Origin of the sequence: Pararhodobacter sp., from assembly GCF_034676075.1 — a bacterium.
GTDB lineage: Bacteria > Pseudomonadota > Alphaproteobacteria > Rhodobacterales > Rhodobacteraceae > Pararhodobacter.
In genome coordinates this window covers 60,324-76,757 of sequence record NZ_JAUCCQ010000006.1, presented here as the reverse complement: position 1 = coordinate 76,757, position 16,434 = coordinate 60,324, and the positions used below count along the sequence as shown (strand labels likewise).

Below are 16,434 nucleotides of genomic sequence, written 5' to 3'. Positions count from 1 at the left end.
TGGCGCCATGACCATCCTGACCCTCACCCCCGAGACCCTGCCCGACAGCCATATCTGCTGCGCGATGTCCGACCGGCGCTACGCCGCGGGCACCGAGGCCAAGAAGCGCTGGCTGGCCGAAACCCACGCGCAGGGCTACCGCTTCTCGCGGCTGGACGAACGCGGCAAGGTGCTGATCGAATACGGGCCGGGGGCCGAAGCCTGGCAGCCGGTGGTAGCGCCCGACTGGATGGTGATGGGCTGTTTCTGGGTCTCGGGCCGGTTCAAGCAGCAGGGGCACGGCAAGGCGCTGCTGCAAACCGCGCTGGAGGCGGCGCGCGGGGCGGGGCTGGCGGGATTGGTCGCGGTGGTGGGGCGACGGAAGATGCCCTTCCTCAGCGACGGCGGCTGGCTGCGCAGGCAGGGCTTTCACGAGGTCGATGCGACCGACAGCGGCTTCAGCCTGCTGGCACTGGGACATGAGGGCGGGGCCGCGGCGCCCGCCCCCCGCTTTGCCGACAGCGCCCGCCGGGGGCTGCCTGCGGGGACGCAGGGCCTGACCGTCTTCTATTCCGACCGCTGCCCCTTCACCGAGTTTCACATCGGCACGGCGCTGCGCGAGACCTGCGCGAAACGGGGGCTGAGCCCGACCGTCATCAAGCTCGACAGCCGCGAGAAGGCGCAGAACGCCCCCTCACCGGCGACGATCTTCAGCCTGTTCGCCGGGGACCGCTTCGTCACCAATGATCTGAGCGTCTGCCTCGATCACCGTTTCGACGCCATCCTGGCGAAGGCGGGCGTGGGCCCGGCGCCGGGCCCCTAGCCGCGCTCAGTTCCCCGGCAGCAGCTTGCCCGGGTTCATCAGCCCCTCGGGGTCGAGCGCGGATTTGATCGCGTCCATCACGTCCCAGGCGTCGCCATGTTCGGCGCGCATGTACTTGGTCTTGCCCATGCCGATGCCATGCTCGCCGCTGACCGTGCCGCCCAGCCGCAGCGCCCGTTCCGCCATGTTCGCCGCCAGCCTCACCGCCGCCGCCTTCTGCACCGCGTCGCCCCTGCGGGGCAGCAGCAGCGCGTGGAAATTGCCGTCGCCGACATGGCCGACGATCGGGCCGGGGATGCCCGCCGCGGCGATTTCCGCCGCCGTTTCTTCGACCGCCTGGGCCAGTTTCGAGATCGGCACGCAGATATCCGTCGTCAGCGGGTCGCTGTCCGGATAGGCCTTGAGCGTCGTGCGATAGGCGTTGTGGCGCATGGCCCAGAGGGCGTTGCGGTCCTCCAGCTTCTCGGCCCAGCGGAAGCCCTGACCGCCGAAATCGCCCGCGATCTCGGCGAAGCGTTCCATCTGCTCGGTGACGCCGGCCTCGGTCCCGTGGAATTCCAGCATCAGATGCGGCGCGTCCGGCCAATCGGTCCCGGCGCCGCGGTTGAACGCCTCGGCCGCCGCCCGGTCGACGAATTCGATCCGCGCCATGGGAATGCCCGACTGGATCGTGGCGATCACCGCATCGACGGCGCCTTCCATGCTGTCGAAGGCGCAGACCGCGGCCCGCACCGCCTCGGGCTGGCCGTGCAGCTTCAGCGTCAGTTCGGTGATGAGCCCCAGAGTGCCCTCGGCGCCCACGAACAGCGCCGTCAGGTCATAGCCGGTCGAGGATTTGGGCGCCCGGGTTCCGGTGCGGATCACGCGGCCATCGGCCAGAACCACCTCAAGCCCCAAGACATTGGCCCGCATCGTGCCATAGCGCACCGCCGTCGTGCCCGAGGCCCGGGTCGAGGCCATGCCGCCGAGGCTGGCGTTGGCGCCGGGGTCGATGGGGAAGAAAAGCCCGGTCGCCCGCAGTTCGGTGTTCAGTTCCTCGCGGGTGATGCCGGGCTGGACGGTGACGACCATATCCTCGGGCACCACCTCCAGCACCTTGTTCATGCGGTTGAAATCGACCGTGACGCCGCCGCGCGGGGCCAGCGCATGCCCCTCGAGCGAGGTGCCGGCGCCCCAGCCGATCAGCGGCAACCCGGCGGCCCGGCACAGGCGCACGATCTCGGCCACCTCGGCGGTCGTCTCGGGATAGGCGACCGCATCGGGCGGCATGTCCTGGAAATGCGCCTCGGAGCGGCCATGCAGGGCGCGGTCCGAGTCCGAGCGGTTGAGCCGCGGGCCAAGCAGGTCGCTCAAGGCGTCCAGTGCATCGTTCTTGGTGCTCATCCCTTCCTCCCCCGGGGTATTTCCGTCCCGCCCGGACCCTAGCGGCTGGGCCGGGCGCTGACCAGAGGGGGCAAATCGCTTGCAACCCCGCCTGCTTGCGTGCTTTTCACAAGGTGAGAGGATGCGATGCGCAAACACCATCACCGCCCCCGGCTGACCCGATTGCTGACCCTGGCCCTGCGGCGCATCCGCCAGCAGGGACCGGACGAGGTGCAGTTCTGGGTCATCGCCTTCTTCCTCGGCACCGCGGCGGGGGCGGCGGCGCTGCTGTTCCGGCTGGGGATCGGCACGCTCGAGACGCTGCTCTACGGCGCACAGAACCACGCGGTCCTGGCGGCGGCCTCGGCGATGCCCTGGTGGGCGCTGGTGGCGATCCCGACAATGGCCGGGCTGCTGGTCGGACTGATCCTGCACCGCTTCACCCCGGATGGACGGGTGCGCGCCGTGGCCGATGTGATCGAAGGCGCCGCCCTGCGCGGCGGCCGGGTCGAAACGCGCGAGGGCCTGGCCTCGGCCGCGGCCTCGATGATCACGCTGGGGGCGGGGGGCTCGGCCGGGCGCGAGGGGCCGGTGGTGCATCTCGCAGCCGTGCTGGCCACGCGGGTGGCGGACCGGATCCATGCCTCGGGCGTCACCGGCCGCGACCTGCTGGGCTGCGCGGTGGCCGCCGCCGTCTCGGCCTCGTTCAATGCACCGATTGCCGGGGCGATCTTTGCCATGGAGGTGGTGCTGCGCCATTACGCGCTGCACGCTTTCGCGCCCATCGCCATCGCCTCGATCATGGGGACACTCGTCAACCGGCTGGCCTTCGGCGATGTCGCCGAATTCACGCTGCCGGTCAGGAACATGGTGGCCTTCTACTGGGAGATCCCGGCCTATCTGATCCTCGGCCTGGTTTCAGGCGCGGTGGCGGTGGCGCTGATGCGTTCGGTCTTCTTCGCCGAGGATCTGGCGAACCGGGTGCAGGCCCGGACCGGTCTGCCGCGCTGGCTGCGCCCGGCGGTGGCAGGGGCGCTGGTCGGTGCGCTGGCGATCTTCGCGCCGCAGGTCATCGGCATCGGCTACGAGGTGACGACGCTGGCGCTGACCGGCCACATGCTGCTGCACGAGGCGATCCTCATCGCCTTCGCCAAGGTGGTGGCGGTGTCGATCACGCTGGGCGGACGGATGGGCGGCGGGGTGTTTTCCCCCTCGCTGGTGGTGGGGGCGCTGACCGGGCTCGCCTTCGGCCTGATCGCGACCTCGCTGATCCCGGCCTATTCCGGCAGCGCCACGACCTATGCGCTGGCGGGCATGGGGGCGGTGGCGGCGGCGGTGCTGGGGGCGCCGGTCTCGACCACGCTGATCGTGTTCGAACTGACCGGCGACTGGCAGACGGCCATCGCCGTTCTGGCCGCGGTCTCGACTGGCTCGGCCGTGGCCAGCCGCTTCGTGAAACGCTCGTTCTTCCTGGCGCAGCTGGCGCGGCGCGATGTGCGCATCGCCCAGGGGCCGCAGGAATACCTGCTGCAGCTGGTCAGCGTCTCGGGCTCGATGCGCAAGCCCGGCAGCCCCGGGGCGCCCTCGCTCGAGGAGCTGGAGGCGCTGGCCGCCCAGGGCCGCAGCATCCCCTGGGAGGCGCGGCTCAAACCGGCGCTCAGGATCTTCGACCGCACCGGCGCCTCGCATCTGGCGGTGATGCAGCGCGGGGCGGACGGCGTGGTGAAGGTCGGCGGCAGCCTCAGCCATGTCGATGCGCTGAAGGCCTTCAACCGGGCGCTGGCAGCGACGGCGGCCGAGGAGCATTCCTGACGGGTGGCAGGGGGCGGGAAGGAGCGGGGGCCAGCCCCCTTGACTCTCGGCCGCGCCACCGGCGCGGCGTTCGCGGCGAGAGGCGCGCTACTGGCGCGTCTCCGAGACGCCGCTCACCCCCCGCCAAAGGGGACCCTCGGTCCCCCTTTGGAAACCCCCGAGGATATTTAGAGAACGAAGATCAAGGTTAAGGGCAGGCTAAGCCCCATCTTCGTTCCTTAAATATCCTCGGGGGGTGAATTGGCCGCAGGCCAAGAGGGGGGCAGAAAGCCCCCCTTTGCGCCGGCCCGGGACTCAGCGCCGGAACGCGGCCACGTCCGTCTGCCAGTCGCGGAACGTCAGCGCGAAGTCCGGCGTGTCGGGCCGGGCGGCGCTGGCGCGGGCCACCGCATCGGGGGTGACGCAGGAATACCAGCTGCGGCCGTCGCTGTTGGTCAGGGCGATGCAGATCCCGCCATGCGCCACGTCGATCTCGCCGGAAAAGAGGTTCCAGACCCCGGCCAGGTCGCCGTTCTCGGTGGTCAGGTTGCAGGTCCGCACGATGCCGGTCCCGCCGTCCCAGGCGTATTGCGTGGCGGTGGTCAGCGTGCCCATGGTCTTCGCCGGATAGACTTCGGCATTGGCGAAATGGCTGCCTTCGCTGCACCCCAGGGCAAGGGCGGGACCGGCGGCGAGCAGGGAGAAGGCGGCGACGAGCAACGTCTTGTGCATGATATGAAATCCGGAGATAGCTGCAAAGAGCGCCATGATGGCATGAAACGGGGCGCTGCCCCAGCCCCCGGGTTTCAGGATCGCGTGAGGCGGTACTTGACCGGCGGGGCGGCGGGCCCGATCCTGCCCGGCGCCGCACAGGAGGCCCGCATGACCCGCCGCGATTTCGACCCTGCCGACGTCCTCCCCGATGGCCGCCCGGCCGCCTCGGCCCGGCTTTTTGATCCGGCGGGCGGCGGGCCCTGGCGCGGGGCGGTCGAGGGGGCGGCGCTGGCGGGGCCCGTCACCGTGCTCGCCTATGGCACGGACCAGCCGGGCGAGGGGCCGCCCTGGCATGTCCATCCCTATGACGAGACCTTCGTCGTGCTGGAGGGCCGGGCGCGGTTCTTCGTCGGCGAGGCGGTGATCGAGGCCTCGGCGGGCAGCGTGCTGCTGGGGCCCCGCGGCGTGCCGCACCGGTTCGAGAATCTCGGGCCCGGGCGCTTGCAGACGCTCGACATCCACCACGCGCCGCGCTGGATCCAGACCAACCTCTGAGGCCGCGGGGGTAGGGTGGGCGATTCGCCCACCCCTTACATGGCGCGGATGCGCAGCCGGGTCAGCCGGTTTTCCAGACGTTCGACCACGGTGAAGCGGAAGCCGTGGAACTGGAACACCTGCCCCGCCTCGGGGATCAGCTGTGCCTCGTGGATCACCAGACCGGCGACGGTATTCGCCTCCTCATCGGGCAGCGACCAGTCCATCGCCCGGTTCAGGTCGCGGATCGTCATCGTGCCGTCGATCTCGATCGCGCCCGAATCGAGGCGGGTGATCGGGTCCTCGGTCGGCAGGTCGTGCTCGTCGACGATTTCGCCCACGATCTCCTCGAGGATGTCCTCGAGCGTAATAAGCCCCTGCAGCGCGCCGTATTCGTCGATCACCAGGCCGAAATGGCGCCGCTGCTGCAGGAATTGCTGCATCTGCTCGTCCAGCGGCGTGGTGTCGGGCACGAAATAGGGCTCGCGCGCGACCGAGGCGATGTCGAGCTTGTCGACGGCCGAGAAATCGCCCTTCGCCTCGGTCACCAGACGGTGCACCTCGCGCATCAGGTCGCGGACATGGATGACGCCGACGATGTTCTCCGGGTCGTCCTTCCAGGCGGGCAGGCGCGAATGCGGCGAATTGACCGACAGGGCGATGATCTCGGCCGGGGGGGCGGCCAGGTTCACCGTTTCCAGCTGAGAGCGGTGCAGCATCACCTCTTCGACCGTGCGATGGCCGAGGTCGAGCGCGCCCAGCAGCCGGTCGCGGTCCTGCTTGTCGACCGTGCCTTCGGAATGGCCCAGCGCCAGGGTGCCGGCGATCTCCTCGTGATACGAGAGGATCGCGCTGTCGGGATCGGTGCGCACGCCGACCACCGCCAGCAGCGCCCGCACCAGCATCCGCACCGCCGTCACGATCGGCGCGAAGACCAGCACGATCAGCCGGATCGGCCGGGCAACCAGCGAGGCCGCGGTCTCGGGGTTGGTGATGGCATAGGTCTTGGGCATCACCTCGGCGAAGATGAGCAGCAACAGCGTCATCACCAGCGTGGCCAGCGCCACGCCCGAATCGCCGAAGAGCCGGGTGAAGAGCGCCGTGGCCAGCGAGGCCGAGAGGATGTTGACCAGGTTGTTGCCCAGAAGCACCGAGCCGATCAGCCGTTCGCTGTCCTCGGTGATCTTGAGCGCGGTCTCGGCGCCCGAGGAGCCACGGTCGGCCAGCGCGCGCAATTTGGCGCGCGATGAAGCGGTGAGCGCGGTCTCGCTGCCCGAGAAGAAGGCGGAAAGCACGATCAGCGCCAGGATGGCGCCGATGGTCAGCCAGAAGGAGGTGTCGAGAACGGGCATGATCCGATGAATGTTGGGGAGCCCTCAATCTAGGGTGCCGGGGGGGGCCTGCGCAAGGTCGCGCGGCACAACAAAAAAACGACGCCCCGCGACCGGGAGGGCGCGGGGCGTCGTCTGACGGGCTGACGATCTGGACGGATCAGCCGCCCCAGCTGCGGACCGGGCCGCAATCCATATGGGTGAAGTTCGAGCGCGAATAGCGGCCGACGCCCCCGGCGTTGCAGGCGAGCGCCGCGCGGGCGACCTGGCTGACCGAGCGGTTGCTCATGCGCACATCGGCGGCCTGGCCGACCATGTGGCGCGAGTTGCGGGCCACGCCCGAGGACCGGGCGCGCAGCATGGCGTTGGTTTCGGGCGAACGGTAGCCCGAGAGCAGCATGTAGGGTTCCGAGACGTCGAGCAGGTTATGCGCGGCAGCGAGGATATCGACGGTGCGGGTGTCGATCAGATGCTCGCGGTCGTTGCGCCAGTCGCGGAAGAAGCGGTTCACTTCGGCCAGCACTTCGGGGATGTATTCGCCGTCGACCCAGTAGATCGTGTCCAGCGTTTCGCCCGAATGGCCCGAATACATACGGAGGCGGCGGATGTCGCCCGCACCACGGTTGAAGCCAAAGGCTTTCGACATGGTCGGAGCGGCGGTTACGGCGGTCGCGGCGAAGATGCCAAGCAGGGAACGCCGGGAAAAACCGGTCTCAGCCGAGGAAGTCATCGTTGTCCTGTCCCATCCCAAGTTCAGTTGAGAGCCTTTGCGGCTTATGGTCATGAGCATTCCCCTTCTGGGTTGCGCCGCGCTGGGGCGGTCACCGGGGCTATGCATCACGAAGATATTTTCCTGTCTGATGCTTCTATGCCACAACGATGTCGTTATCCCAAGCGCGGATTGGGGTGGTTCCCTGGACTGAGGCCAAAATAGGCGGGATTCTGCTGAAATTCCCTTAAGGTGCCTAAAAACCTTTTATTAACATGTCGCTGCGCGCGGACCTTCATGTGGATAACGCGGTCCTGTCGGGCCCTGTATCGGGGTCTGGGGCGACAAATCCGCTGGCGCTGCGCCGCGGCGTGGAACCGGAGAGGGGGCAGGTGCGTTGGGCCGGGAATCGGGTGTGTCTCGACATTGTGAATCGACCCCAAATCTGCAATCTTGGCACAATTCCGTGAACTTACGGGTGTCGAGAAACGACACACGCGCAACAACAGCCGGGCGACAGATCCCGGCGAACCTCTGAACGGGAGACAGCGATGCAAACGATGCGACGGACCTCGACGGGCATGCGGGCGGCGCTGACGGCGCTGACGCTGGGCATGGGCGCCGCGGCTCCTGCGCTGGTCACGCTGATGGCGCCCTCGCCCGCGGTGGCGCAGCAATTCCCCGCCTTCCGCCAGGCGCTGGCCGAGGGTGTGGCCGAGAATCGGGAACTGGCGGCCTTCTACCGCGAGAACGGCTATCAGGCGATCTGGACCGGGGCCGAGGATGCGGCGCGCCGCACCGCGCTGGTTTCGGCGCTGAGCCGCGCCGCCGAGCATGGCCTGCCCGAAGCCCGCTACGACCTGCCCGGCCTGATCGCCGCCTTCGAGGCCGTCGAGACCGAGCGCGACCGTGGTCTTCTGGAAGCCCGCGCCTCGATGACCTTCCTGCAATACGCCCGCGACATCCATTCGGGCGTGCTGGAGCCGCATGCGCTGATCCCCGATATCGTCCGCGTCCTGCCGCGTCCCGACCCGACCCAGCTGATGCGCGACTTCACCAGCGGCGAGCCGGTCAGCTTCATCCGCAACCTGGCGCCCTCGTCGCCGGAATACGCGCGGCTCTACCGCGCCCGGCAGGAGCTGGTGCAGACCATCGCCGAGGGCGGCTGGGGCCCGCAGGTGCAGGCGGGCAGCCTGCGTCCGGGTGACCGTGGCGAGGCCGTGGTCCAGCTGCGCAACCGGCTGATCGCCCAGGGCTTCCTGCCGCGCATAGCCACCGCCAGCTACGACAGCCTGATGCAGCAGGCAGTGCAGGAATTCCAGGAATCGGTCGGCATCGACTCCGACGGCATCGCTGGCAGTGCGACCATCCGGGCGATCAACGTCGACCCGCAGGAGCGTCTGCGCGCCATCACCGTGGCGCTGGAGCGCGAGCGCTGGCTGAACATCCCGCGCGGCGACCGCCATATCTGGGTGAACCTTACCGATTTCGTCGCCCGCATCGTCGATTTCGACCAGGTCACGTTCGAGACCCGGGCCGTCGTCGGCTCGCGCAGCAACCAGACGCCCGAATTCTCGGACGAGATGGAATACATGGAGATCAACCCCGACTGGACCCTGCCGCGGTCGATCATCGGGGAATACTGGGGCGCGCTGTCGTCGGGTGGCGCCAACCACCTGCAGTTCGTCGATGGCGCAGGCCGGGTCGTGCCGCGTGAATACGTCAACGTCGCCGCCTACACGCCCCAGACCCTGCCGTTCGAGGTTCGCCAGCCGCCGGGGCCGGGCAACGCGCTGGGCGAAATCAAGTTCATGTTCCCCAACCAATACGCGATCTACCTGCACGACACGCCCTCGCGTTCGCTCTTCGCGCAGGATTCGCGGGCCTTCTCGCATGGGTGCATCCGGCTGCAGGACCCGCGTGAATTCGCCTATGCGCTGCTCGCCCGGCAGGAAGCCGATCCGGTGACCTATTACCATGCGATCCAGCGCACTGGCCGTCAGACCCGCGTGCCGCTGATCGACCACGTGCCGGTGCATCTGGTCTACCGCACGGCCTATACCTCGGTCACCGGGCGCATGCAGTACCGCGCCGATGTCTATGGCCGCGATGCGATCCTCTATAACGCGCTGGTCAACGCCGGGGTGGAAGTGGGGGCCTGAGTGCCGTACACCGGGGGAACGTCCTGACCGGAGTTCCCCCAGACATGCCGCACAAGGTTTCCGAGATCGCCGCCGCGCTGGGCGCGGAATACGCCGGATCCGGTGACCTGACGGTGACAGGGGCCGCCGAGCCAGCCTCGGCCGGCCCCTTCGATTTGGCGATGGCCATGGATCCCCGCTTTGCCGAGGGCATCGCTAAGGGCCGCGCCCGGGCGGCGATCCTCTGGGCCGGGGCCGACTGGCAGGCGCTGGGCCTGCAGGCGGCGATCTTCGCGCCGCGCGCCCGGCTTGCCATGGCCCGGCTGACGCAGGTCTTTGATCCGGGCCCTGGGATCCAGCCGGGGATCTCGCCCCTCGCCTCGATCCATCCCAGCGCCGAGATCGGCGAGGATGTCGCCATCGGTCCCTTCACCGTCATCGGCCGCGACGCCAGGATCGGCCCGCGCTCGCGCATCGCCGAGCAGGTCTCCATCGGCGCGGGGGCGGCGATCGGCGAGGACGCGCTGATCCTGCCCGGGGTGAAGATCGGCGCCCGGGTGACCATCGGCGCGCGCTTCATCGGCCAGCCGGGCTGCGTGATCGGCGGCGATGGTTTCAGCTTCGTGACGGAAGAGCGCTCGCGCGTCGAGGAAGCCCGCGCCACGCTGGGCAAACCCGCCGAGACCAAGCCGCAATCCTGGCTGCGCATCCATTCGCTGGGCGCGGTGGCCATCGGTGACGATGTCGAAGTCGGGGCCAACAGCTCCATCGACCGCGGCACGATCCGCGACACCCGGATCGGCCGGGGCACCAAGCTCGATAGCCTGGTGCAGGTCGGCCACAACGTGGTGGTGGGCGAGGATTGCCTGCTCTGCGGGCAATGCGGGGTGGCGGGATCGACCCGGATCGGCGACCGCGTGGTCCTGGGCGGGCAGGTCGGCGTCGTCGACAACATCTTCGTCGGCGATGACGTGGTGGTGGGCGGCGGCTCCATCGTGACCTCGAACGCGCCCGCGGGTCGGGTGTTGATGGGTTTTCCGGCAGTGCGCATGGATCAGCATGTCGAGATCTACAAAGCCAGCCGCCGTTTGCCGAGAATTCTCACCCAAATCGCCGAGCTTCAGAAAACTGTCGCACGTCTCGTGGAGAAGGGGCCGAAAGGCTCTTGATCAGGAGATGACAGGATGGACGGCAGTTTTGTGGCGCTCGGGGACGGGCTGCATCGCCGCGTGATCGCGATTCTGGCCGCGCAGGCGCTGCGCGAGCCTTCGGGTCTGACCCGCGAGATGAGTCTCGAAAGTTTGGGCATCGACTCCCTGGGCATGGCCGAGATCCTCTTCGCCATTGAGGAGGCCTTCGAGGTGCAGGTCCCCTTCAACGCCAACGAACCCGGCGCGACGATGGACCTGAGCACCGTGGGCGCGATCTGCGACGCAGTCGAGGCGCTGGTGGCCGCGGATCGGGGCTGAACCATGGCCCGGCGCGTGGCGATCACCGGCGCGGGAAGCGTCAACGCGCTGGCCCTCGATGTGCCGGGCACCTTCGCCGCGCTGGCGGCGGGGCGGGTGGCCATCGGGCCGCTCGATTTCGAGGATGTGGAGCGGCTGATGGTCAGGATCGGCGGCCAGATCCGGGATTGGGACGCCGAGGCGCGGTATGGCCGGCAGGAGCTGGCGCTCTATGACCGCGCCGTGCAATTCGCGCTGGAAGCCGGGCGGCAGGCGGTGGCGCAGGCCGGGCTCTCGCTGACGCCGGACGAGGCGCTCAGGGCGGGCGTGGTCATGGGCACCGGCGGCGGCGGTTACACGACCATCGACGACAGCTATCGCGCGGTCCTGTCGCAGGGCAAGAACCGGGTCCATCCCTTCACCATCCCCCGGCTGATGCATGCCGCCGCCGCCGCGCATCTGGCCATGCGCCACGGGCTGAAGGGTCCGGCCTTCACCGTCTCGACCGCCTGCGCCAGTTCCAACCACGCCATGGGCCAGGCCTTCCAGATGATCCGCTCGGGTGCGGCCGATGTCATGCTGGCGGGCGGGGCCGAGGCCACGCTTTGTTTCGGCGGGCTGAAGGCCTGGGAGGGGCTGCGGGTCATGTCGCCCGATGGCTGCCGCCCTTTCTCGGCCGACCGCAACGGCATGGTGCAGGGCGAGGGGGCGGCGGTCTTCGTCTTCGAGGATTGGGACCGCGCCACGGCCCGCGGCGCGCGGATCCTGGCCGAGGTCGCGGGTTTCGCCATGACCTCGGACGCGGGCGATATCGTCATGCCCGACCCCGACGGCGCGGTACGGGCCATGCAGGGGGCGCTGGACGATGCCGGGCTCGCCCCGGCCGAGGTCGGCTACATCAACGCCCATGGCACCGGCACCGCGGTCAATGACCGGTCCGAGGCGCAGGCGATCCGCCGGGTCTTTGACGCGCCGCCGCCCGTGAGTTCGACCAAGTCGATGCACGGGCATCTCCTGGGCGCGGCGGGGGCGGTCGAGCTGCTGGCGGTGCTGATGGCGCTGGGCGAGGGGGTGATCGCCCCCACCGCCGGCTGGACCACCGAGGATCCCGAGGTGCTGGGCCTCGACGTGGTGCCGAATGTCGCGCGCCGCGCCCGGGTGGACGCGGCGCTGAGCAATGCCTTCGCCTTCGGTGGCCTGAACGCCTGTCTGGCGCTCAGGCGCGCCTGAATGCGAGGTTACTGGCCCGAGCGGGCGGCGGCCGCAGCCTCGGACAGGCGGGTCTGCAGATCGTCATAGGCGGCGGTGAACCCGGCCAGCGAGACGTTGACCCGGATCGGCTGATCGACGGCGACGAAGGGGGCGATCATGATCGTCGCCGAGGAGCCGGATTTCATGCTGTCGACTTCCTCGACCGAGAGGCCCATGCGGACCACGCAGCCGACCACGGTGCAGACGCGGAAGCCCTCGACCCGCATCTGGCCATCGGCGGGTTCGGTGCCGATGTAGAAGCCCATGCCGGTCGGCAGGAAGGTTTCCAGCGGCGTGGTGACGGTGGCACCGGCGGCGAATTCCGCGCCCAGCGGCAGGGCGGCGATGCTGATCTCGGCGATCGGGTTGTTGGTCTGGTCGGTGAGCAGCTGATACATTTCGCATTGCTGCGGCTGGCCTTCGACCTCGGGCGAGCAGACGACCTGCCAGTCTCGATGGGTCGCGGCCACAACCGGCGCGCCCTGTTCGGGGGCGGCGGCGGCCGGAGCGGCGGGTTCGGCGGTCGTCGTGTCCTGCGCCAGCGCGGGCGCGGCCAGCAGGGCGGCGCCGAAAAGGCCCGAAAGCAGGGCGGAACGGAGGGTCATGGAAGCATCCTCTGGTGCGTGACTGTCGGCCTTGGGCCTAGCATGAAGCCAAGGGCAAGTCAGGGGGAAATCACCGGCCGGACGGGGCGATGACGAAAAAGCGAAAGGGGCCCGCAAGCTGGACCCCTTCCGACTTTTTTGCTCCCTGTCGGACTGGCCGACTTATTGAACCCGACGCTATGGACAAAAACTTCATGCGTCAACAGGAAATCAACGGTCCGTGATCGGGCCGCCTTCCGGGACAACAAGTCGCTGAAAGCGGGTGATTTTTCGGGCAGGCTGACGATTTCGGCAGCGGTTTCGGTCTGGCTCAGGCGGCGCGGGGACGCATCGCCAGCCAGATCAACGCACCGCCCGCCAGCACCAGGAAGGGCAGCATGGCGACGTTGACCAGCTGCCAGCCGGTTTCCACATTCGAGCCCGAGCAATTCATCAACTGGCCCGAGCTGATCGAGGCCAGCGTGACCCCGCCGAAGACGATGGCGTCGTTGACCCCCTGGATGGTGCCGCGCTCGGCCTGGGTATGCGACCGCGCCAGCATCGTCGTGCCGCCGATGAAGCCGAAGTTCCAGCCGATGCCCAGCAGGACCAGCGCGATGAAGAAATGTTCGAGCTCGACCCCGGACAGCGCCACCGCGCCCGATCCGGCCAGGATGACGAGGCCTGCGGCGATGATCTTCTCGACCCCGAAGCGGGCGATCAGATGCCCGGTGAAGAACGAGGGCGCATACATCGCCAGCACATGGGCCGAGACGATATCGGCCGCGTTCGAGGTCTGGAACCCGCAGCCCACCACCGCCAGCGGCGTCGAGGTCATGACCAGGTTCATCAGCGCGTAGCTGACCGTGGCGCAGATGATGGCGACGGCGATCACCGGCTCACGCAGAAGCTGCATCCGGCTGCGGCCCTCGCGCGGGGTGCCCTTGGGCGCCAGGACCGGGCGCGGAATGTCCAGGAAGGCAAAGAGCCACATGCCGACGAGGTTCAGCACGATGACGCCGAAATAGGTGCCGAGGAAGGGCACGACCATCGACTCGGCCGTGACCTTGACCAGCTGCGGGCCGATCACCGCGCTCAGCAGGCCGCCCGCCATGACGTAGCTGATCGCCTTGGGCTTGTAGCCATCGGACGCGGTATCGGTCGCGGCGAAGCGGTAGAAGCCCTGGGCCGACATGTAGACCCCGGTGAAGAGCGCGCCGATGACGAACAGCATGAACGAGCCGTTCAGCAGCCCCAGCGCGCCGATCGCCGCGCCCAGCGCGCCCGCCAGCGAGCCCAGCACGAAGCCCTGCCGCCGCCCGCGCCGCTGCATGAAGGCCGACATCGGCGCCGCCGACAGCATCGAGCCCAGCACGCTGGCCGAAATGGGCAGCGTGGCCCAGCAGGGGTTCGGCGCCAGCGATTGCCCGGCGAGACCCGCGGTGGTGAAGATCATCGGCATCTGCGCGCCGAGAATGGCCTGGGCCGCCACCAGGACGGTGACATTGCGCTTCGCGCGCCGGTCGTCGGAGAGGGGCATCGTGCTCATGTCGATGGCGTAGCGCGGGCTCCGGGCGAAAGGAAGCGAAAATGTTCACAGTTGAAGTTTTGTCGCGGGTGGCGGGCTGGGGCAAAGCGGCGGGAGGCACGCTCCCACCCGCCCGCCCCGCGCGCCTCCCGCCGCGAGAGGGCGGTCTGCGTGGAAAGCCCCGGGGGTTTCACACCCCCGGACCCCCGTGGGATATTTACGGAACAAAGAAAGGGGCAGGTCGCCCCTCTACTCATCTTTGTTCCTCAAATATCCACGGGGATTTTCAAGGGGAGCGTGCTCCCCTTGAAGCAGGGGGTACGGGGGGCGGCAGCCCCCCGCTTGCGGTCGCCCGAGGGCACCGAGGGCGAAACCGCTCCGACGCCCAAAGGCCACCGCTCTGCTGGGGAGGATCCCGCTCCGGCCCGCCGCGCCTCAGGCGGCGCTGGCGATCGTCACCTGGTTGCGGCCTTCGGCCTTGGCGTTCATCAGGGCGCAATCGGCGCGGTTCAGCGCCTCGCGGGCGGGGGATTCCTCGCCGGGGCCATGCGGCGCGGGGCCCATGGCCAGGCCCACCGAGATCGTCACCTCGACCGAGCCGCGGCCATCGGGCAGCGGCACCGGCTCGTCGCCGACCACGCGGCAGAGGCGCTCGGCGGCCAGGCGTGCGGTGCCCAGCGTCGCGTCGGGCAGGGCCACCAGGAATTCCTCGCCGCCGATCCGCGCCACCAGATCCGAGGGGCGCAGGTTGTTGCGCAGCCGGGTCGCCACCGTCTCCAGCACCGCGTCGCCCGCCACATGGCCGAAGGTGTCATTCACCGATTTGAAGCGGTCGAGGTCCAGCACCATGATCGCATAGCGCCGTCCCTGTTCGGCGGCGCGGCTGGCGATCCGGTCCAGATGGGCCAGCGCGTAGCGGCGGTTGTAGAGCCCGGTCAGCGGGTCGGTCACCGCCAGCCGCAGCCCGGTGTTCACCGCCCGCCGGAGCTGGTCGGCGCGGCGCTTGCGGTTCACGTGCAGCGTGATGCGCAGCGCGGTTTCCTGCGGGTCGAGCGGCAGCGTCAGCAGGTCCGAGGCGCCGAGGTCGAGCGCCATGGCGGCGATGTCGGGATCGGCCTCGGGCAGCACCAGGGCGATGGCGGCGTGGCGGCTGGCTTCGCGTGCCCGCAGATCCGCCACCAGCCGCTGGCCCGAGCCATGGCTGCCCAGATCGGCGGCGATCAGGTAGAAATCCGGGATCGCGCCTTGCGGCATGTCGCTGAGCGCGGCATTGGGCGTCATCACCGCCAGCCGCTCCTTCACATGGGGCGCAAGTGCCGCGCGCCAGGCCATGGCGATGGCGGGTTCCGACGCGACCAGCGCCACGCGGCCGGGCATGGCGAAGACGGATTCGCCCTCGGCAAGGTCCAGGTCGCCCCAGGTTTCCGAGCGCAGGCGAAGCTCCGCCTCGGTCTCGCGCGCCCGGAGAAGGGCGCGGATCCGGGCCAGCAGGATCACCTCGTTCAGGGGCTTGGTCAGGAATTCGTCGGCGCCTGCCTCCAGCGCGCTGAGCCGTGCCCGGCGGTCGTTCGAGGCGGTGATGATCACCACCGGGATATGCGTTGTGGTCGGGTCGGCGCGCAGCTGGCGGCAGACCTCGATCCCCGAGATATCGGGCAGGACCATGTCGAGGAGAATGAGCTTCGGCTGTTCGGTCCGGGCCACCGCCAGCGCCTCGGCGCCGCTGGCGGCCTGCAGCGTTTCATAGCACGCCGCATTCAGCTTGACCTTGAGAATGATCCGGTTGGTGGCCAGATCGTCGACGATGAGTATTCTGCCTGACATCGATGCTATCCTGCCTGTGCCCGCCCCGGGTCATTTCACTTGATCCCGGTGATCCGGGGGCTTAGCTGAAACGATAGCCTAACAATGGTTAACGAAACCTTTCACCAGCAAACTTGTGCGCGAGATTCTGATTTTCATGAGGCAAGAAGACGCCGAAATTGTGGCCGCGACCTTTCTCGCCTGGCTGACCGAGGATTCCGAGCGTCTGGGCAGCTTCCTGGACTGGTCGGGCGAGTCGCCAGACTCGCTGCGCGCGCGCCTTTCGGACCCCGGTCTGTTGTTGGCGGTGATGGATTTCATCATGGGTGACGAAGCCCTCTTGCTCGAGGCCTGCCGGGCGCTCAATCTGCCGCCTGAAACTCCCGGCCGGGCGCGCGCGGCGCTCCCCGGCGGCGCAGACATGCATTGGACCTGA

The 16,434-nt window shown here is 68.8% G+C and carries 15 protein-coding genes; 8 read left to right on the top strand and 7 right to left on the bottom strand.

Annotated elements, in window-relative coordinates; translation table 11 throughout:
- Nucleotides 1-7: 7 nt before the first annotated feature.
- Nucleotides 8-802, top strand: a complete 795-nt coding sequence (locus VDQ18_RS04180) for a GNAT family N-acetyltransferase (protein WP_323019761.1) — start codon at nucleotides 8-10, stop codon at nucleotides 800-802.
- Between the two features lie 6 nt (nucleotides 803-808).
- On the opposite strand, the gene VDQ18_RS04175 is transcribed toward VDQ18_RS04180, so the two are convergent.
- Nucleotides 809-2,185: an FAD-binding oxidoreductase gene (locus tag VDQ18_RS04175; RefSeq protein WP_323019760.1), complete on the bottom strand. Its 1,377-nt coding sequence runs from the start codon at nucleotides 2,183-2,185 to the stop codon at nucleotides 809-811.
- 126 nt (nucleotides 2,186-2,311) lie between these two features.
- Here VDQ18_RS04175 and VDQ18_RS04170 point away from each other — a divergent pair, with 126 nt between their 5' ends.
- The gene (locus tag VDQ18_RS04170) at nucleotides 2,312-3,976 is read left to right on the top strand and encodes a chloride channel protein (RefSeq protein WP_323019759.1); all 1,665 of its coding nucleotides are present in this window, start codon (nucleotides 2,312-2,314) and stop codon (nucleotides 3,974-3,976) included.
- A 294-nt stretch (nucleotides 3,977-4,270) separates the two neighbouring features.
- Here the strand turns inward: VDQ18_RS04170 and VDQ18_RS04165 are convergent, their stop codons facing one another.
- The gene (locus tag VDQ18_RS04165) at nucleotides 4,271-4,687 is read right to left on the bottom strand and encodes a hypothetical protein (protein ID WP_323019758.1); all 417 of its coding nucleotides are present in this window, start codon (nucleotides 4,685-4,687) and stop codon (nucleotides 4,271-4,273) included.
- A 150-nt stretch (nucleotides 4,688-4,837) separates the two neighbouring features.
- On the opposite strand from VDQ18_RS04165, the gene VDQ18_RS04160 reads away from it, so the two are divergent.
- Nucleotides 4,838-5,224: a cupin domain-containing protein gene (locus VDQ18_RS04160; RefSeq protein ID WP_323019757.1), complete on the top strand. Its 387-nt coding sequence runs from the start codon at nucleotides 4,838-4,840 to the stop codon at nucleotides 5,222-5,224.
- 35 nt (nucleotides 5,225-5,259) lie between these two features.
- Here the strand turns inward: VDQ18_RS04160 and VDQ18_RS04155 are convergent, their stop codons facing one another.
- Nucleotides 5,260-6,555: an HlyC/CorC family transporter gene (locus tag VDQ18_RS04155; RefSeq protein ID WP_323019756.1), complete on the bottom strand. Its 1,296-nt coding sequence runs from the start codon at nucleotides 6,553-6,555 to the stop codon at nucleotides 5,260-5,262.
- Between the two features lie 139 nt (nucleotides 6,556-6,694).
- A complete protein-coding gene (locus VDQ18_RS04150) occupies nucleotides 6,695-7,264 on the bottom strand; it encodes a YcbK family protein (RefSeq protein WP_107749907.1) in 570 nt (189 codons plus the stop codon).
- Between the two features lie 530 nt (nucleotides 7,265-7,794).
- Between VDQ18_RS04150 and VDQ18_RS04145 the strand changes: the two genes are divergently transcribed.
- The 4 genes from VDQ18_RS04145 to VDQ18_RS04130 are packed head-to-tail and all read left to right on the top strand — an operon-like array spanning nucleotide 7,795 to nucleotide 12,062.
- A complete protein-coding gene (locus VDQ18_RS04145; RefSeq protein ID WP_323019755.1) occupies nucleotides 7,795-9,405 on the top strand; it encodes a L,D-transpeptidase family protein in 1,611 nt (536 codons plus the stop codon).
- A gap of 44 nt (nucleotides 9,406-9,449) precedes the next feature.
- Nucleotides 9,450-10,553: a UDP-3-O-(3-hydroxymyristoyl)glucosamine N-acyltransferase gene (locus VDQ18_RS04140; protein WP_323019754.1), complete on the top strand. Its 1,104-nt coding sequence runs from the start codon at nucleotides 9,450-9,452 to the stop codon at nucleotides 10,551-10,553.
- A 15-nt stretch (nucleotides 10,554-10,568) separates the two neighbouring features.
- Entirely contained in the window at nucleotides 10,569-10,853 is a 285-nt protein-coding gene (locus VDQ18_RS04135) for an acyl carrier protein (RefSeq protein WP_323019753.1), read from the top strand.
- Between the two features lie 3 nt (nucleotides 10,854-10,856).
- The gene (locus VDQ18_RS04130) at nucleotides 10,857-12,062 is read left to right on the top strand and encodes a beta-ketoacyl-[acyl-carrier-protein] synthase family protein (protein ID WP_323019752.1); all 1,206 of its coding nucleotides are present in this window, start codon (nucleotides 10,857-10,859) and stop codon (nucleotides 12,060-12,062) included.
- Between the two features lie 8 nt (nucleotides 12,063-12,070).
- On the opposite strand, the gene VDQ18_RS04125 is transcribed toward VDQ18_RS04130, so the two are convergent.
- The 3 genes from VDQ18_RS04125 to VDQ18_RS04115 form a co-directional block, all read right to left on the bottom strand.
- Nucleotides 12,071-12,688: an invasion associated locus B family protein gene (locus VDQ18_RS04125; protein WP_323019751.1), complete on the bottom strand. Its 618-nt coding sequence runs from the start codon at nucleotides 12,686-12,688 to the stop codon at nucleotides 12,071-12,073.
- Nucleotides 12,689-12,998: 310 nt separating this feature from the next.
- Complete coding sequence (locus tag VDQ18_RS04120; RefSeq protein WP_323019750.1) at nucleotides 12,999-14,216, bottom strand: MFS transporter; 1,218 nt, start codon at nucleotides 14,214-14,216, stop codon at nucleotides 12,999-13,001.
- Between the two features lie 414 nt (nucleotides 14,217-14,630).
- The gene (locus VDQ18_RS04115) at nucleotides 14,631-16,019 is read right to left on the bottom strand and encodes a diguanylate cyclase (RefSeq protein ID WP_323019749.1); all 1,389 of its coding nucleotides are present in this window, start codon (nucleotides 16,017-16,019) and stop codon (nucleotides 14,631-14,633) included.
- A 115-nt stretch (nucleotides 16,020-16,134) separates the two neighbouring features.
- Between VDQ18_RS04115 and VDQ18_RS04110 the strand changes: the two genes are divergently transcribed.
- Entirely contained in the window at nucleotides 16,135-16,434 is a 300-nt protein-coding gene (locus VDQ18_RS04110; protein WP_323019748.1) for a DUF3572 domain-containing protein, read from the top strand.

What these genes read in the sequence shown, in the direction of transcription:
- VDQ18_RS04180 (WP_323019761.1), top strand. Translation starts at nt 8, where the DNA reads ATGACCATCCTGACCCTCACCCCCGAGACCCTGCCCGACAGCCATATC.
- VDQ18_RS04175 (WP_323019760.1), bottom strand. Translation starts at nt 2,185, where the DNA reads ATGAGCACCAAGAACGATGCACTGGACGCCTTGAGCGACCTGCTTGGC.
- VDQ18_RS04170 (WP_323019759.1), top strand. Translation starts at nt 2,312, where the DNA reads ATGCGCAAACACCATCACCGCCCCCGGCTGACCCGATTGCTGACCCTG.
- VDQ18_RS04165 (WP_323019758.1), bottom strand. Translation starts at nt 4,687, where the DNA reads ATGCACAAGACGTTGCTCGTCGCCGCCTTCTCCCTGCTCGCCGCCGGT.
- VDQ18_RS04160 (WP_323019757.1), top strand. Translation starts at nt 4,838, where the DNA reads ATGACCCGCCGCGATTTCGACCCTGCCGACGTCCTCCCCGATGGCCGC.
- VDQ18_RS04155 (WP_323019756.1), bottom strand. Translation starts at nt 6,555, where the DNA reads ATGCCCGTTCTCGACACCTCCTTCTGGCTGACCATCGGCGCCATCCTG.
- VDQ18_RS04150 (WP_107749907.1), bottom strand. Translation starts at nt 7,264, where the DNA reads ATGACTTCCTCGGCTGAGACCGGTTTTTCCCGGCGTTCCCTGCTTGGC.
- VDQ18_RS04145 (WP_323019755.1), top strand. Translation starts at nt 7,795, where the DNA reads ATGCAAACGATGCGACGGACCTCGACGGGCATGCGGGCGGCGCTGACG.
- VDQ18_RS04140 (WP_323019754.1), top strand. Translation starts at nt 9,450, where the DNA reads ATGCCGCACAAGGTTTCCGAGATCGCCGCCGCGCTGGGCGCGGAATAC.
- VDQ18_RS04135 (WP_323019753.1), top strand. Translation starts at nt 10,569, where the DNA reads ATGGACGGCAGTTTTGTGGCGCTCGGGGACGGGCTGCATCGCCGCGTG.
- VDQ18_RS04130 (WP_323019752.1), top strand. Translation starts at nt 10,857, where the DNA reads ATGGCCCGGCGCGTGGCGATCACCGGCGCGGGAAGCGTCAACGCGCTG.
- VDQ18_RS04125 (WP_323019751.1), bottom strand. Translation starts at nt 12,688, where the DNA reads ATGACCCTCCGTTCCGCCCTGCTTTCGGGCCTTTTCGGCGCCGCCCTG.
- VDQ18_RS04120 (WP_323019750.1), bottom strand. Translation starts at nt 14,216, where the DNA reads ATGAGCACGATGCCCCTCTCCGACGACCGGCGCGCGAAGCGCAATGTC.
- VDQ18_RS04115 (WP_323019749.1), bottom strand. Translation starts at nt 16,019, where the DNA reads ATGTCAGGCAGAATACTCATCGTCGACGATCTGGCCACCAACCGGATC.